Source organism: Paenibacillus sp. FSL K6-2862, assembly GCF_038005125.1.
GTDB lineage: Bacteria > Bacillota > Bacilli > Paenibacillales > Paenibacillaceae > Paenibacillus > Paenibacillus illinoisensis_A.
The window spans coordinates 2,443,922-2,460,763 of sequence record NZ_JBBOSN010000001.1 but is presented as its reverse complement, the minus strand read 5'-3'; the positions used below and the strand labels follow the sequence as shown (position 1 = coordinate 2,460,763).

At 46.9% G+C, this 16,842-nt stretch carries 13 protein-coding genes; all 13 read right to left on the bottom strand.

Features of this window, described 5'->3' with window-relative positions:
- Positions 1-68 precede the first annotated feature (68 nt).
- The gene (locus MHB82_RS11410) at positions 69-1,064 is read right to left on the bottom strand and encodes a polysaccharide deacetylase family protein (RefSeq protein WP_110822592.1); all 996 of its coding nucleotides are present in this window, start codon (positions 1,062-1,064) and stop codon (positions 69-71) included.
- A gap of 177 nt (positions 1,065-1,241) precedes the next feature.
- Positions 1,242-3,344: a polyribonucleotide nucleotidyltransferase gene (gene pnp, locus MHB82_RS11405; RefSeq protein ID WP_341174689.1), complete on the bottom strand. Its 2,103-nt coding sequence runs from the start codon at positions 3,342-3,344 to the stop codon at positions 1,242-1,244.
- 232 nt (positions 3,345-3,576) lie between these two features.
- Positions 3,577-3,846: a 30S ribosomal protein S15 gene (rpsO, locus tag MHB82_RS11400; protein ID WP_056700672.1), complete on the bottom strand. Its 270-nt coding sequence runs from the start codon at positions 3,844-3,846 to the stop codon at positions 3,577-3,579.
- A 159-nt stretch (positions 3,847-4,005) separates the two neighbouring features.
- A complete protein-coding gene (locus MHB82_RS11395; protein ID WP_110822593.1) occupies positions 4,006-4,944 on the bottom strand; it encodes a bifunctional riboflavin kinase/FAD synthetase in 939 nt (312 codons plus the stop codon).
- Between the two features lie 70 nt (positions 4,945-5,014).
- On the bottom strand, positions 5,015-5,938 hold the full coding sequence (gene truB / locus MHB82_RS11390; protein WP_095358593.1) for a tRNA pseudouridine(55) synthase TruB: 924 nt from the start codon (positions 5,936-5,938) through the stop codon (positions 5,015-5,017).
- A complete protein-coding gene (locus MHB82_RS11385) occupies positions 5,932-6,909 on the bottom strand; it encodes a DHH family phosphoesterase (protein WP_341174688.1) in 978 nt (325 codons plus the stop codon). The genes truB and MHB82_RS11385 overlap by 7 nt, the downstream gene beginning before the upstream one ends.
- Before the next feature lie 19 nt (positions 6,910-6,928).
- A complete protein-coding gene (gene rbfA / locus MHB82_RS11380) occupies positions 6,929-7,288 on the bottom strand; it encodes a 30S ribosome-binding factor RbfA (protein ID WP_095358595.1) in 360 nt (119 codons plus the stop codon).
- A 25-nt stretch (positions 7,289-7,313) separates the two neighbouring features.
- Positions 7,314-9,914, bottom strand: coding sequence for a translation initiation factor IF-2 (gene infB, locus MHB82_RS11375; protein ID WP_110822596.1), 2,601 nt, complete (start codon positions 9,912-9,914; stop codon positions 7,314-7,316).
- Entirely contained in the window at positions 9,907-10,236 is a 330-nt protein-coding gene (locus MHB82_RS11370) for a YlxQ family RNA-binding protein (protein WP_181429973.1), read from the bottom strand. Before MHB82_RS11370 ends, infB begins: the two co-directional genes overlap by 8 nt.
- The gene (gene rnpM, locus MHB82_RS11365; RefSeq protein WP_095287722.1) at positions 10,226-10,534 is read right to left on the bottom strand and encodes an RNase P modulator RnpM; all 309 of its coding nucleotides are present in this window, start codon (positions 10,532-10,534) and stop codon (positions 10,226-10,228) included. The genes MHB82_RS11370 and rnpM overlap by 11 nt, the downstream gene beginning before the upstream one ends.
- Positions 10,535-10,559: 25 nt before the next feature.
- Positions 10,560-11,657, bottom strand: a complete 1,098-nt coding sequence (nusA, locus tag MHB82_RS11360; RefSeq protein WP_095287723.1) for a transcription termination factor NusA — start codon at positions 11,655-11,657, stop codon at positions 10,560-10,562.
- A 123-nt stretch (positions 11,658-11,780) separates the two neighbouring features.
- The gene (gene rimP / locus MHB82_RS11355; protein ID WP_110822598.1) at positions 11,781-12,242 is read right to left on the bottom strand and encodes a ribosome maturation factor RimP; all 462 of its coding nucleotides are present in this window, start codon (positions 12,240-12,242) and stop codon (positions 11,781-11,783) included.
- Positions 12,243-12,498: 256 nt separating this feature from the next.
- Positions 12,499-16,821, bottom strand: a complete 4,323-nt coding sequence (locus MHB82_RS11350) for a PolC-type DNA polymerase III (protein ID WP_341174687.1) — start codon at positions 16,819-16,821, stop codon at positions 12,499-12,501.
- Positions 16,822-16,842: the final 21 nt, after the last annotated feature.

Here is a 16,842-nt window from a genome sequence, read left to right as displayed (position 1 = left end):
GCCCTGATCTCCAAAAAACGAAATCGACATTTGGTTCCAACTGTTTGATATTAACAAAAAAACGCCGCTCACTCAACCGCTGGAGCTTTTATGCGTTCCGAAGATAACGTCTCACTCACTGTACCCAGAACGAGGCCTTTCGCACGAATCGAATCAATCATGCCTTTTAGTGCTCCTGATGAGGATGCAGTGGGATGCATCAAAATTAACGTACCCGCTTCCACTTTTGCCCCAATTTTATTTACAATGGAAGCTGAACTTGGCTTTCTCCAATCGACGGTATCCAGTGTCCAGAGGACCGTTTGCAACCCCATGCTTGAGGCAATGTCTACGGTTTTCTGATTAAAGTCACCTGACGGGGGGGCAAACCAGCGGTTTTCCACCCCTAGCGTCTCTTTGAGCAGATCCTCTGTCTTGCTTATCTCAAGTCTGGCCCGTTCTGCGCTCAATCGACTCATGTTCGGATGAGAGTAGGCATGGTTGGACAGTTCATGACCTCGTTTCTGAATCTCTTTGGCGAGCTCGGCATTTTTCTTTAACCAGCTTCCATCCAGAAAAAAGGTCGCCTTCACCTTCTCGGCATCGAGCGTGTCAAGCATCGGGATGATATACTCATTCCCCCAAGCCACATTAATCATAAACGAAACCATCGGTTTTGCCGGATTCCCCCGGTATACCGGATGAGCCCCAAGATCCTTGAGTTGGATTTCTGGTTCAACCTGACGATAAACATATGCAATTTTGGTATTGAGGTTACCACCCAGTGCCTTGCGATACGTGGCTTCCACATCAATCTCCAAGCCGTTATATCCCGGTATCGCCTTCCACACCCTGTCCACTTTGGCGTTGACCGGAGCTACTTTTGTTTCGGCCGCTTTATCCCGGATCGCCGACAACAGGGCATCCTCTCCAGTCGCCTCTTGAAACATATCGAATGCATTTTGTGTCCCCGGGCCATCCCGAATCTCCGTAATGTATGTACGTACACTGCCTACTTGTCCGACCAGTATGACAGCCGCCACACCCGCCAGAACTGCAACCAGCTTTTTGGATTGGTTTTTCACAGTTCCATCCTCCCGCCGTCTTTGTCCCCATCATATGAGGACAAGGGCAAGAATATGAACAAATTCAGGCAGTCTTTTGAAACCCATTACCGTTTCCGATTTTAGACGTTAAAAAAAGAGCCAGAAATACACATTCTGTCTCTTCATTCAATGGATCTGTAAAAATCAAGGCAGAGCTTAGGACTGCGCCGGAACTTCAGCCGTCAATACTGCTTTGCGGGACAAGTTGATGCGACCTTGTTGGTCAATTTCCGTTACTTTAACGGTAATGGAATCACCTACGGCTACAACATCTTCTACTTTGGCAACACGCTCTGTTGACAGTTGTGAGATGTGAACCAGACCCTCTTTGTTCGGCAGAACTTCGACAAATGCACCGAATTTCTCAACACGTTTTACTTTGCCGACATAAATCTCGCCGACCAGCACTTCACGTACGATTCCTTCGATAATCGATTTTGCCTTATCGTTCATGTCCTGGTTGGAAGAAGCGATAAATACGCGTCCATCCTGTTCAATATCAATTTTAACACCAGTTTCCTCGATGATTTTATTGATAATTTTACCACCCGCACCGATAACATCACGGATCTTATCCGGATTAATATGCATAGTCGTAATCTTAGGCGCATATTGAGACAACTGCTCACGCGGTGTTTTCATTACTTCAGTCATTTTGCCCAGGATATGCATACGACCTTCTTTGGCTTGAGCCAAAGCTTCGGACAAAATTTGACGATCAATACCATCAATTTTAATATCCATCTGGATCGCTGTTACACCTTCAGGTGTTCCTGCCACTTTGAAGTCCATGTCGCCCAGGTGATCTTCCATGCCTTGAATATCACTAAGAATGGACACATGCTCTCCATCTTTGATCAGACCCATAGCTACCCCGGCAACCGGAGCTTTAATTGGTACACCAGCATCCATCATCGCAAGCGTACTTGCGCAGATACTTGCTTGTGAAGTTGATCCGTTTGATTCCAATACTTCTGATACCAGACGAATTGTGTACGGGAAGTCCGTCTCCGAAGGAATAACTTTAGAAAGAGCACGTTCACCCAATGCACCATGTCCAATCTCACGACGGCCTGGAGCACGCAATGGACGAGCTTCACCCACGCTAAATGGCGGGAAGTTGTAATGATGCATGAAGCGTTTGGTTTCTTCCAAACTGATTCCGTCCAAAATCTGAACATCACCCAATGCACCCAAGGTACAAATGCTAAGCGCTTGTGTTTGACCACGTGTGAACAAGCCGGAACCATGTGTACGCGGCAGCAAAGATGTATCACACTCAATTGGACGAATCTCAGCAAGTCCGCGTCCATCCGGACGAACCTTATCATGTGTGATCAAGCGGCGCACTTCTTCTTTGACGATGTCGTGCAGTACTTCTTTCACGTCTTTGAGCAGTTCAGGAGTCTCGATGTATTGCTCTTCAAAATGAGCAACGGTTTCGTCATTCACTACATCAATCGCATCTTGACGAGCATGCTTCTCAGCGATTTTAACTGCTTCTACCAAGCGAGCACTCGCATATTCACGTACAGCACTGTTCACTTCCGCATTTACAGCGTGCAGTTTTACAGCCATTTTTTCTTTGCCGGCCACTTGAACCAGTTCTTCAATGACAGCCACAATGTTCTTGATTTCATCATGTCCGAACATGATAGCTTCAAGCATGACTTCTTCCGGAACTTCGTTTGCTTCTGCCTCTACCATCATGATGGCATCTTTGGTTCCTGCAACAACGAGTTCAATTTCACTGACTTCAAGCTGTGCAATGGTTGGGTTGATAATGAATTCGCCATCAATACGTCCAACTTTTACGCCACCGATTGGCCCGTTGAATGGTACGTCCGAAATGCTCAGTGCAGCCGATGTACCGATCATGGCAGCAATCTGTGGTTCACAGTCCTGATCAACACTCATAACGATGTTAAGAACTTGTACATCATTACGGAAACCTTCAGGGAACAGTGGACGAATTGGACGGTCTGTCAGACGACTAGCAAGAATGGCTTTCTCGCTTGGTCTTCCTTCCCGTTTAATGAATCCGCCTGGAATTTTACCTACAGCATACAATCTTTCCTCATAGTTCACCGTGAGTGGGAAAAAGTCCAGATCTTTCGGTTCGCTTGATGCTGTAACGGTACACAAAACAACCGTATCTCCGTATGTTACTTTAACAGCAGCATTTGCCTGTTTAGCCAAACGTCCTGTTTCAAGCACAAGCGTTCTTCCACCAAGCTGCATTTCAACACGCTTTTCCATGAAATCCCTCCTTCTAATCGTTCCTAACACAATGGATTCTGCATTTTCTCAGTATTTCCTGCTTGTCCTGCATTCATTAACTTGCAAAACAAAAGCTCCTTGCGGAGCTGTCATCTACAAATATATGGCAACATGTTCATCTACAAAACAACCCGGCTGTAAACTCCGCTTGTCCTCAATACGGAGGAACGACGGAAAACAGCCAGGTTGGTTTTGAAAACATGTACGATAATTAGCGACGCAATCCGAGTTTCTCGATCAATGCGCTGTAACGTTTAACATCTTTGTTTTTCACGTAAGCCAAAAGCTTACGACGTTGACCTACCATTTTCAAAAGTCCACGACGTGAGTGGTGGTCTTTCTTATGCGTACGCAAGTGGTCTGTCAAACTTCTGATGTTTTCCGTAAGGATAGCAACTTGCACCTCAGGTGATCCAGTATCGGACTCATGAGTTTTGTGCTCGTCGATCAGTTGTTGTTTACGTTCTTGAGTCAATGCCATCCTATTCACCTCCTTCATTATAATCGCCATTAGCCTCGTTACCGCCGGTGAGAGCGTGCAACCAAGCTAAGGTTGTCTGTTGTCCAAAACGACAACGTAGTACATTATATCATAGTTGCCTAACCAAAGTAAATGTAAACATACATTTTACTCAAAATTTCAACCTAAGAGTCTTGCCGCAGTCAAGGCATCTTCCCGAATCTGGCTGATCAGAGCGTCGATGGAGTCAAACTTGCGTTCTTCCCGAATATAGTGAACCAGTTCAACCTTCAGTTCCTCATCATAAAGATGCCCTTCAAAATCAAGCACATGTACTTCAAATGTAGGCTTCATCCCGCTATCGTGGAACGTAGGTTTCACACCGAGGTTCATTACCCCTCGCAACGACTGCTTCCCATGATATACGCGTACGGCATACACACCTTTTGCTGGTGCCACATAATGATCTGTTAATTCGAGATTGGCAGTAGGGAAACCAATAGTCCGGCCGCGTTTCTCTCCGTGGATAACGGTTCCTCTGATACTGTATGGTCGTCCAAGCCACTGACTTGCCTCATCCATTTCTCCACGTTTAAGCAAACCACGAATTAAAGAACTGCTAACCTTCTCGCCATTAAGCAGGAATGGAGGTACAGTTTCTACAGCCATCTCATTGCTGCCCAGCGAACGAAGCATCTGTTCATCACCAGCTCCCTTGTGACCAAAACGGAAGTCAAAACCAACGACCGCCGTTCGTGTCTGAAGCGGAATCAACAGATCATGTACAAACTGCTCCGGTGTCAAATGTGAAAATTCTTCATTAAACTTCACAACATATAACACGTCAACGCCCATCTCTGCCAAGATATCTTCCTTATCTCTCAGGGGCGTCAAATAACCTTCATAATCTCCTTTGCGCATGACTTCCTTCGGATGCGGATGGAAGGTCATTACCGCTGACTGCATGCCCTTTTCACGAGCAATGCGGACAGCTGACAGAATGACGCTTGCATGTCCGAGATGCATTCCGTCGAATTGGCCAATGGCCAGCACCTGGGGTTGTCTACGCAATTCATCGGAAGTTAATGTCTGCGGATACGTTAGCATTACGGTTTTCATACAATCATTCACCTGCATTTCACTTGATAGACCGAGCTTAACATCACATGAACCTAAACTCAAGGCCTCTTTATTCCGGTAAAAATACCTTAACAGCTCGAACTGTTGGTTTATGTTCATCCCGTTCGAAAATACCGAGAAATGTGCCATCCTGAGCATATAACCGCAAAAGTCCTGGCTGTTCCACGGGCGGTTCCAATAGACGTGCAGACAATTTCTGTCCTTGGAGAGCGCCTTTGGTGTTATCCTCTGGAACTTTATGGGCAGGCATGTAGTCAACGGCATCATCTACCGAAATCAGCACTTCAGCCAGCGTACCTGCGGCCATGTGCTGTTCCACATCCTCAAATCGCAAGCACCGATCCGCTGTGATTCCTGCAGAAATGGTACGCTCAAGCTGTACCATGGTAGATGGGTAACCCAGTTCTCGGCCGATATCTACGCACAATGTTCGAATATATGTTCCTTTAGAACATAATGCCCTGAAGGAAATATCTGTCGTGTCACCATGCGTTTCGATTCCGGTCAGTTCAATCTCGTAAATCGTAACCTCACGGCTCTTACGCTCCACTGTTTTGCCTTCACGTGCAAGCTCATACAGACGTTTACCGTCGACTTTTACCGCTGAATACATGGGTGGAACCTGCGAAATCGTACCCTTAAACTGATTCAGGACCTCAAGCACCTGTTCTTCGGTAACTTGGACTGATTCTTCCGCACGTTCAATAACCGCACCTGTCAGATCCTCCGTGTCCGTAGACAGGCCCAATCGTAGTGTTGCCAAGTACTCTTTCGGAAGTTCCTGCATGTATTCGACTACCCGTGTGGCCCGACCGAGGCACAGCGGAAGTACACCTGTAACTTGTGGGTCCAATGTTCCGGTGTGTCCAATACGCTTCATTTTCAGAATGCGTCGCATTTTGGCTACAACATCATGCGAGGTGAATCCTGCCGGCTTGTATACAGGCAAAATTCCTTCAAGTGGTTTTACCATTGCGCATTCACCTGCTTCAGCACTTTGGCTACGATCTCTTCCAACTCACCTTCCACACGACACCCGGCAGCCAGTACGTGGCCTCCCCCGCCAAATGTCTGTGCAAGCGCAGCAACATCGACTTTGCCTGCCGACCGAAGAGACACTTTCACCGCGTTATTGTTGATGACTTTGAAAAAAATCCCCACTTCTACACCTTGAATATTACGGGGATAGTTTACAACGCCTTCGAGATCCTCATTAGCCGCTCCGCAAGCAATCATATCTTCAGGCGTAATAACCACCCAGGCAATTTTTCCATCCTCTGTCATCTGCAGACTCGAAAGCGCCTGATTCAATATCCGAACTTGGGGAAGCGTAACCTGTTCAAGCAAAATTTGCGCAAGGTACGGTCCATTTACACCATGCTCAAGCAATTTGGATGCTGTTGACATCACATTTGGACTGGTATTCGCGTACCGGAACCCGCCTGTATCCGTAAGCAACCCTGTATAGATAGCCGTTGCAGCATCTTGATTCAACGTCACCGGGAACAAGTTTACAAAATCAAACAGGATCTCTGCAGTAGCTGCTGCATCCGGCTTAATGATATTAACCGTTCCATAAGCATCATTGGTGGGATGGTGATCAATATTTAGAATAACAGCATCTTCTTCGAAATAATGGCGAGTTAGGCCCACTCTTGCAAAATCTGCACAGTCTACACAAATCACTGCTTTATATTTACGCTGCGGTGGTTGCTCGGTCATGTTCACGATTTCAGCTGCACCCCACAAAAAGCGCATCCGCTGCGGGATCTCACCTTCATTGATCATCGTGAATGTCTTCCCCAGACATGACAGCAGCCAGCCCACTGTTATCGTCGAGCTGACTGCGTCACCGTCCGGCTGTACATGCGACACGACCAGGTAATCATCATGCTCCAGCAGGAATTGCTTTCCTGCCTGAAGCGCCTGTTCATAAGTGTGCATTGCCGTCTCCTTTATGCTGTTACTGGGATTCGTTCTTGTCGGTACCGATGTCGCCAAGCAGCTTCTCAATACGGCTGCCATAAGCGATCGATTCGTCGATCTTGAATATCAATTCAGGTACATGGCGAAGTCTAATTCGCTTGCCCAGCTCGGAACGCAAAAATCCATTTGCTTTATCGAGTGCTTTAAGCGAGTTATCTTTTTGCTCCTGTTCACCGAAGACACTCAGATAAACTTTGGCTTGCGACAAGTCGTTAGTCACGTCGACACCTGTTACGGTAATGAAGCCGATACGTGGATCTTTCAGTTCGGACTGGATGAGCACGCTCAATTCTTTCTTGATCTGCTCGCCCACTCTACCTGTACGAATCTTGGCCATAGTTGTTCACCTCATGCTTCCTTGCTTATCGTTGTACCGTCTCCATAACAAAGGCTTCGATAACGTCGCCTTCTTTGAGATCGTTATAGTTATCAAGAGTAATACCACATTCGTAGCCTTGAGCTACTTCTTTGGCATCATCTTTGTAACGTTTCAGTGAATCAAGCTTACCTTCGTAAAGAACAATGCCATCACGAATCAAGCGTGCTTCCGCTGAGCGTGTAATTTTGCCGGAGGTAACCATACATCCTGCAATGGTACCCACTTTGCTGATTTTGAACGTACTGCGAACTTCAGCATGACCGATTACATTTTCTTTGTAGATCGGATCAAGCATTCCTTTCATCGCCTGTTCAATCTCTTCAATAACGCTATAGATGACACGGTGAAGACGGATGTCTACTTGCTCTTGATCTGCAGTTATTTTCGCCTGATTGTCAGGACGAACGTTGAAACCGATCACGATGGCATTTGATGCAGCAGCCAAGATGATGTCGGATTCGGTAATTGCACCAGCACCGCTATGAATGATCTTCACGCGCACGCCTTCAACCTCGATTTTTGCAAGTGAACCCTTCAATGCTTCAACAGAACCTTGAACGTCACCTTTGATAATGACATTCAGATCTTTGATTTCGCCATCTTTGATGTGTTGGAACAGATCGTCCAGTGTTACACGTGTGTTGGTACCCAAATCGGATTCACGTTGCGTGATCGCACGTTTATCAGCGATAGAACGAGCTTTACGCTCATCCTCAAATACCATGAATGGATCTCCCGCACCTGGAACTTCAGTCAACCCTGTGATCTCTACAGGAGTAGAAGGTCCAGCTTCTTTCAGACGGCGACCTTTATCATTCACCATCGCACGTACGCGACCGAAGCAGTTACCTGCTACAAAGGCATCTCCAACTTTCAACGTACCATGCTGTACCAAAATACGGGCAACTGGGCCGCGTCCTTTATCCAGCTCGGCTTCGATCACTGTACCACGGGCACGTTTGTCCGGGTTCGCTTTGTACTCGTTCACTTCAGCAACGAGCAGGATCATTTCAAGTAGACCTTCCAGACCCATTCTTTGTTTCGCCGAAACGTTAACAAAGATGGTGTCACCGCCCCATTCTTCCGGAACGAGTTCATAGTTGGTAAGTTCTTGTTTTACTTTGTCCGGATCTGCACCAGGCTTATCGATTTTGTTAACCGCAACGATAATAGGCAGACCCGCTGCTTTTGCGTGGTTAATAGCTTCAACAGTCTGTGGCATAACGCCGTCATCCGCAGCAACAACGATGATGGTAATATCCGTTACTTGTGCACCACGAGCACGCATCGCTGTAAACGCTTCGTGACCCGGTGTATCCAGGAACGTGATTTTTTTGTTGTTGATTTCTACTTGATAGGCACCGATATGCTGCGTGATTCCGCCAGCTTCGCCGCCCGTTACATTCGTGGAACGAATGGCATCAAGCAGTGTTGTTTTACCATGGTCAACGTGACCCATAATCGTTACAACTGGAGGACGGGATTGCAGATCCGCAGGATCATCGTTCTCTTCCACAGTTTCGAAACGATCGTCTTCAAGCACAATTTTCACTTCAACCTCAACACCGAATTCACCTGCGAGCAGAAGAATGGTATCGATATCGAGCTCTTGGTTAATTGTAGCCATAACACCCATACCAATGAGTTTCTTGATAACTTCGGAAGCATCTTTGTGAAGCAGCTTCGCTGTTTCACCCACAGTCATATCACCACGTACGATGATTTTCTTAGGTGTGTTATCAATTTTCTCGCGTTGTTGGTACTGCTGCTGGTTTCTGTTACGGTTGTTCTTGCCACCACGGTTACCGCGGAAGTTGCCGCCACGGTTGTCATCGTAACGACGTCCACCGCCGCCACTGTTTGAACGGTTGCCGTTGTTATTACCGGAATTTCCTTGACCGCCTCTGCGCTGACCTTGACCTTGATTCTGTCCTTGGCCACCGCTGCGGTTACCGCCATTGCCAGTGTTGCTTGGCCCAGCGCTTCTCACTTGACCGCCACCACTGTTGTTAGGCCGTTGTCCTGAACCTTGTGGACGTGAAGCTGTGCTGCTTGTTCCGCCTTGTGGACGTGAAGCCGTACTACTTTGTCCGCCTTGCGAAGGTCTGGAACGATTACCTGTTTGTCCGCCCTGGCTGGAGCCTTGGGAAGAGTTCGTTCTGTTGCGGCTATCTTGGCCGCTGGGTCTTTGGGAGCCGTTGTTATTGTTTGAATTTGGTCTATTGTTCATACCTACCTGCTTTTCCTGTTGTATTTTTGTTTGTACGGGACTACCGGATGAATTACTGTTGTTCGGCGTGTTCGCTCCGCCGGCCGGCTTGTTGCTGTCCACTGTTTTTTCACTGCGCACGGACGAAGTAGCGACTGGTTTAGCCTCGCTGTTCTGTTTCGATGCTGCAGTGGATTTTATATCTTTAAAAAATTGTTCCACCTTACCCACTGAACCATTCTCCATGACGCTCATATGATTGTTTACGGGAATATCCAGTTTTTTAAGAATGGTTATAATTTCTTTGCTGCTCATATTAAGGGACTTCGCATATTCATAAACTCGCAATTTATCCTTGTTTTCCTGTTTACTCAATATACTCCACCTCCGACATTATACCGACTTGCTTGGAGATCATTTTTGCAAACCCACGGTCCGTTACCGCAAGAACAACCCGCGTTTCTTTACCGATACTTGAACCCAGACTATCCCGGTCAAATCCGATCACCAGCGGAACTTTGTAGGTTCCGCATTTGTCGCGAAATTTCTTCTGTGTATTGGCCGAGGCGTCACCCGCAACAATAACCAACTTAGCTTCGGAAGAACGGATCGCCTTGAGCACGATTTCTTCACCTGTCACCAGTTTGCCTGCGCGCATGGAGAGTCCCAGATAAGACAACGCTTTGTTATTCATCATGATCACGCTCCTGCGCTGCGATGAAATCATCTTCAACCGAAGCGAAATCAGCAGCCAATTGCTCGTAAATTTCAGGTGAAACCTTGCCTTTCAACGCCCGATCCAAAGACCGGTTTTTGAGTGCAAGTTTAAAACAGGATTCCTTGCCGCATAAATAAGCGCCACGTCCGGACTTTTTGCCAGTCAAATCGATCAGCACTTCATCCTCTGGCGTTTTAACGATACGGATCAGTTGCTTTTTGGGCATCATTTCTTGGCACGCCACACATTTGCGCAGCGGTACTTTTTTCTGTTTCATACGTTAGCGCCCCCCGTGCTTTACTTTAATCGACGGAGACGGAATCTTGGTGCATTTCTGAAGAAGAGTCTTTTTCTCTGCCGAATTCCTGTTCCGCCTGGCTCTCGCTCTTGATGTCGATTTTCCAGCCGGTCAGCTTCGCTGCCAAGCGGGCATTTTGGCCCTTGATGCCGATAGCGAGGGACAGTTGATAGTCCGGTACGATGACACGGGCCATCTTCTCTTCTTCAAATACTTGAACTTCCAACACTTTGGAAGGACTCAATGCATTAGCCACATATTCGTCTACCTGTTCGGAGTAACGAACGATGTCAATCTTTTCACCGCGCAGCTCACCCACAATGGTCTGCACGCGCATGCCTTTAGGGCCTACACATGATCCAACCGGGTCAACTTCCTCATTGCGAGAATGTACGGCAATTTTGGAGCGGAAGCCCGCTTCACGTGCAACGGAGCGAATCTCAACAACTCCATCAAAGATTTCAGGAACTTCCAGTTCAAAGAGACGTTTCAATAGACCCGGATGTGTGCGGGACAAAATGATTTGCGGCCCTTTGGTCGTATTCTCGACCTTAGTGATGTATGCCTTGATACGGTCACCATGAACAAATTTTTCATTCGGCATCAATTCGGTTAACGGTAATGCCGCTTCGATTTTGCCCAGATCGATGTAGATATTGCGCAAATCCTGACGCTGCACCACTCCCGTAACGATATCCTCTTCCTTGTCTACGAAAGCGTTGTAGATCAGGCCGCGTTCGGCTTCACGAATCCGCTGGGTCACTACCTGTTTGGCAGTCTGTGCGGCGATACGTCCGAAATCGCGCGGCGTAACCTCAATCTCCGCAATATCTTCCAGCTGGAAGTGTGGGTTAATTTCACGTGCAGCAGGCAACGAAATTTCGGTACGTGAATCGAGGACTTCCTCCACGATTAATTTGCGTGCATATACACGAATAACTCCAGTGTTGCGGTTCATATCAACACGCACGTTTTGAGCGGTGTTGAAATTACGTTTGTAGCTGGAGATTAATGCCGCCTCAATCGCTTCAAACAGCACATCCTTGCTGATCCCTTTTTCCCGCTCCAATTCATTCATTGCTTCAATAAAATCCATACTCATGAATGTTGATCCCCCTTTCAAACATGGCATCTCATACGTAAAACGGCGAAAGGCTCAAAACTCATGAGCACCTTGCCGTTATCGTGAGATGTGTCTTTTTCATTAATAAAGTGAACAAGGCACTTAAAACAGAATGGCCAAGCGCGCACTGGCTACCTTATCATAAGGAACCGTGTACTGCTTCTTGCCTGCTTCGATCACAAGTTCCCCGTTATCAAAGGAAAGCAGTTTACCTTCAAACTCCTTGATTCCATTCACTGCTTCGTAGGTAGTAACAAATACGTTTTTCCCTACGGATTTTGCAACATCCTCCGCTTTTTTCAGTGGACGTTCAGCTCCCGGAGAAGACACTTCAAGGAAATAGACGGTTGGAATCGGATCGTTCTCATCCAGCTTGGCGCTCAGCTGTTCGCTGATCAAGACACAATCATCGATGTCGATGCCACCCTCTTTGTCGACATAAACCCGTAAAAACCAGTTACTGCCTTCTTTGACGTAATCGATGTCAACCAGCTCGAAGCCTTGTTCATTCAAGTAGGGTTGGATCATTTCTTCCACGGTAGATTTAATCTTCGTTGTGCTCAAAACCGATAACCTCCAACTTAGGTTACGCCGACATGTTAAGCCGACAATTTCGTAATACCCAAGATTCTTGTATACCAAAGACTAAAGAGTGGGTTTCCCCACTCTTCAGAAATTCGTACTATCTCGTTCACTTCAGAAATTATAACATAGTCTGGTAATAGTGACAAGTAAGCGATCTTTCAGGTCAATTGCGTACTAATGAAGAAAAAATCACGCAACCCTCTGAAAGGCGTTTTTTTGACGGGTTAAGCTTCCATCAAAACAGGGATAATTGATTGCTTTCCGGCAGCCCCCGGAAACAGCCCATGCCAGACAATAGTTCGACAATCGTTTTACTTGCCTTGGATTTTTGCTGAAAATCTTCAATCGACAGAAACTCACCATGATCTCTTGCCGCCGCAATATTACGTGCTGCATTATCACCGATTCCCGCCAGTGCAGAAAATGGAGGAACCAGTGCATTTCCGTCTACGATAAATTTGGTAGCTTCAGAACGATACAAATCAATCGGCTTGAGTGAGAATCCACGAGCTGCCATTTCCAGAGCCATCTCAAGCACAGGAAGCATGTTTTTTTCTTTTGGCGGTGCCTGGAAACCCAATTGTTCAATTTCAACAATTTTCCGATAGATCGCATCGTACCCCTGACAAACCAGCTCGATGTCAAACTCATCTGCACGAACTGTAAAATAGGTTGCGTAGAATTCAATAGGATGATACAGCTTGAAGAATGCAGTACGAACTGCCGAAATGACATAAGCGGCCGCGTGGGCCTTCGGGAACATGTACTGGATTTTGAGGCAGGAGTCAATGTACCATTGTGGCACTTTGCAGTTTTTCATCTCATCAATCCACTCCTGAGGCAACCCCCGCCCTTTACGAACACTCTCTGTAATCTTAAAGGCCAGACTTGCATCCATCCCCGCTTTATAAATGAGGAATAACATGATATCATCCCGGCAACCAATTACCGTTTTAATGTTACATGTACCGTTCTTGATCAATTCTTGTGCGTTTCCAAGCCAAACCCCTGTTCCGTGGGACAACCCCGAAATTTGCAATAAATCGGCAAAAGACGACGGCTGGGATTCGACAAGCATTTGTCGCACAAACTTCGTCCCCATCTCCGGCACACCAAAGGTTGCAACAGGTGAACGGATTTGTTCAGGAGTTACTCCCAGTGCTTCCGTAGAGTTGAACATGCTCATGACTTTCGGATCATTCATCGGAATGGTGGTAGGATCGACCCCGGTCAGATCCTGCAGCATCCGCATCATCGTCGGATCATCATGTCCTAGAATATCCAGTTTCAACAAGTTCTCTTCAAAGGCATGATAATCAAAGTGCGTTGTTTTCCACTCTGCATTAACGTCATCCGCAGGATATTGAACAGGAGTAACATCTTCCACTTCAATATAATCCGGCACAACGACAATTCCCCCCGGATGCTGTCCCGTGCTCCGCTTGACCCCTGTACAACCTGAAGCCAGTCGATTCAATTCTGCTCCGCGCCATTTCTTATGATGCTCTTCCTCATATTTCTTGGCAAAACCAAAGGCTGTCTTCTCGGCAACGGTACCAATGGTTCCAGCCCGAAACACGCTTTTTTCACTAAAGAGTACTTTCGTGTAGTTGTGAGCATGTGGCTGGTAATCACCCGAGAAGTTCAAATCGATATCGGGAACCTTGTCCCCCTTAAAGCCAAGAAACGTCTCAAACGGTATATCTTGCCCTTCTCCCTTCAGTCTGCCCCCGCAGTCGGGACATTCCTTCTCTGGAAGGTCAAATCCACTTGGTACACTTCCGTCCAGGAACCATTCGCTGTGCTTACATTCAGAGTTTACACAGATATAGTGAGCCGGAAGCGGATTAACCTCGGAGATGCCAAGGAAGGTTGCGACAACCGATGATCCTACAGATCCCCGGGAGCCTACCAGATAACCATCCTGATTTGATTTTTTCACCAGACGCTCCGAGATCAGATAGTTTGCGGAGAAACCGTATTTGATGATCGGCTGGAGCTCTTTCTCTAGGCGTGCCACTATGACTTCAGGCAGGTCTTCACCATATATCGACTTTGCCGTATTGTAGCAGGTATTCCGAATCTCTTCGTCAGCACCTTCCAGTATTGGCGTAAACAGTTTATCCGGGAACAGCTTGATTTCCTCAAAGCGATCAGCAAGTTCTATCGTATTCGTGACGACAACCTCGTAGGCTTTATCCTGACCCAGGAACTGGAATTCCTCTAACATTTCTGCTGTGGTTCTAAAATGGGCATCCGGTTTGCGCTGGTCTTTCAGCGGACTGAAACCGGTAATTCCGTGGATGGTAATATCCCGATAGATTTTGTCCCTCGGCTCCAAATAGTGCACATTGCCTGTAGCAATAACCGGCTTGTTCAATTTGGCTCCGATATCAATTACTTTACGAACCGCAAGTTTCAGTTCCTCCGGTGTGGCCACAAGTCCCTTGTCCACTAGATGCATATACATCGTAAGGGGTTGAATCTCCAAAATGTCGTAAAACTCGGCGATTTCTTCGGCCTCTTCCAGTGATTTATTCAGAACAGCCTCGAAGAATTCTCCTTTTTCACATCCGGATATAATAACCAGTCCTTCACGCAAGCCGACCAGTTTAGACTTCGGAATACATGGGACACGCTTGAAGTATTCCGTATGAGACAAGGACACCAGTTTATACAAATTCTTCTTGCCGACATCATTCAATGCGTAAATCCCGCAGTGGAATGGACGTGTATTCGACAGATCAACCCCAACGTAATCGTTCAACCGGTCCAGCATGGTTAAGCCTTTTAACTGGGCTGCATCATTCACTAGTCCATTCAGGATTCCAGCAAGTGCAATCGTATCATCAATCGCCCTGTGATGGCTTTCCAGTGCAACTTTGTATTTGTCAGCCAATGTGTTGAGTCGGTGGTTTTTCATTTTTGGATACAAAAGCCGCGCCAATTCCAACGTATCCAGCACAGGGTTTGGCAGCTCAGGCATACCCAAATTTTTAAGGGACGCCTGGATAAAGCCCATATCAAATCGTGCATTGTGCGCGACCAGCACGCCATCACCCGCAAACGCAACAAACTCACGAATGACCGGTTCAAGCTCCGGTGCATCTTTGACCATCTCATCCGTAATGTTGGTCAATTGCTGAATGTTGTACGGAATTCGTTCATGTGGGTTTACAAAGGTGGCAAACCGGTCGATCTCTTTGCCCTCTTGCACTTTAACCGCAGCAATCTCAATAATCTTGTTCTGTGTAACGGAAAGACCCGTCGTCTCGATATCGAATACGATGTAGGTCGCAGTTTTCAGATCAATTGGCTGTGGTGCGAGAACAACGGCAACGGAATCATTCACTACATTGGCCTCTAGGCCGTATATCATTTTGATGCCGTTTTTCTTTGCTGCTTTGGCTGCCTCCGGATAGACTTGTACTCCACCGTGATCGGTGACGGCAATTGCCTTGTGTCCCCACTCAGCAGCAGTTTTCACATATTTATCGATGGAGGTTACAGCATCCATGGTACTCATAGTTGAATGCAGATGGAATTCCACCCGTTTCTCCTGCGCGGTATCTTTTCTTGATGGAGGTGCTTTGATTTCGGTCAGATCCGAAGGAATCATGGCCAGTTCAGGAATTTGCATAAACCGGTCGTACTCTACGCGTCCGCGAACCTTGACCCATTTCCCATTGGCCAGGAGGCTCAAAATTTTAACATCCTCTTTTGTCTTCGCAAACATCTTCATCTGCATCGAATCTGTAAAGTCGGTCAGATAGAAGGTAAACAGCGTATTTCCGTTCCGCAGCTCCTTGCGGTCCAGACCAAAGATCGAGCCCTGAAGTGTAATTTTCTTCTCTTCATCCTGAACGTCCTGCATCGGTACAGCTGGCTCTTTGATCTCATAGCCCATCTGCAAGCGTACATCGCCCTGATCTTCGTCTTCTGGAGCTTCCATTTCGGTCACTTCGCTCATCATCTGTTCGATGACCTGTCGCTCCTCAACCTTCTTCTGCGCCTGGAACTGCTCCATCGCTTCCTTATTGCTTCCCACTTCACCAACTTGTAGTTTAATGCGGAGCGGGAGATGAAAATACTTTTCATAGAATGTTGTAATCGCTTGATCAATCTGTTTCTTGCGCGCCAGCTCCATCGATGTAGAATCACTCATGGTCAATTGCAGCAAATCTGCTTCACATTCAAAGGTAGTTCGGTTCATCCATCCATTTACGGATGGAATCTCGCGAGTAACCCATTCTAGAAACAAATTCCAATATTCACTGACAATATCACCGGGCTGCACTTGCTCTGTATACTTAAAACCAAATGTAATTTTGGCGATATGATTCATTTTCTCCTGAATATGCAGGCTAAACGTACGATAGATCGGTGCAGGGACCAACGTATCCTTACAGATCAGGATATGCCATTCCCGGTTGCTGCGGTTCGTCTCTACCTGTTCAATCCATCCGTCCAGAAAATAGGGATCGGTCAGACCTGCAGGCAGCTCTGCCTGTTTCATCAACAATTCAAACCGTTTTCGTTTCTCCTCGAATCCACTCATCGTGTTCCTCCTTGTACCCCC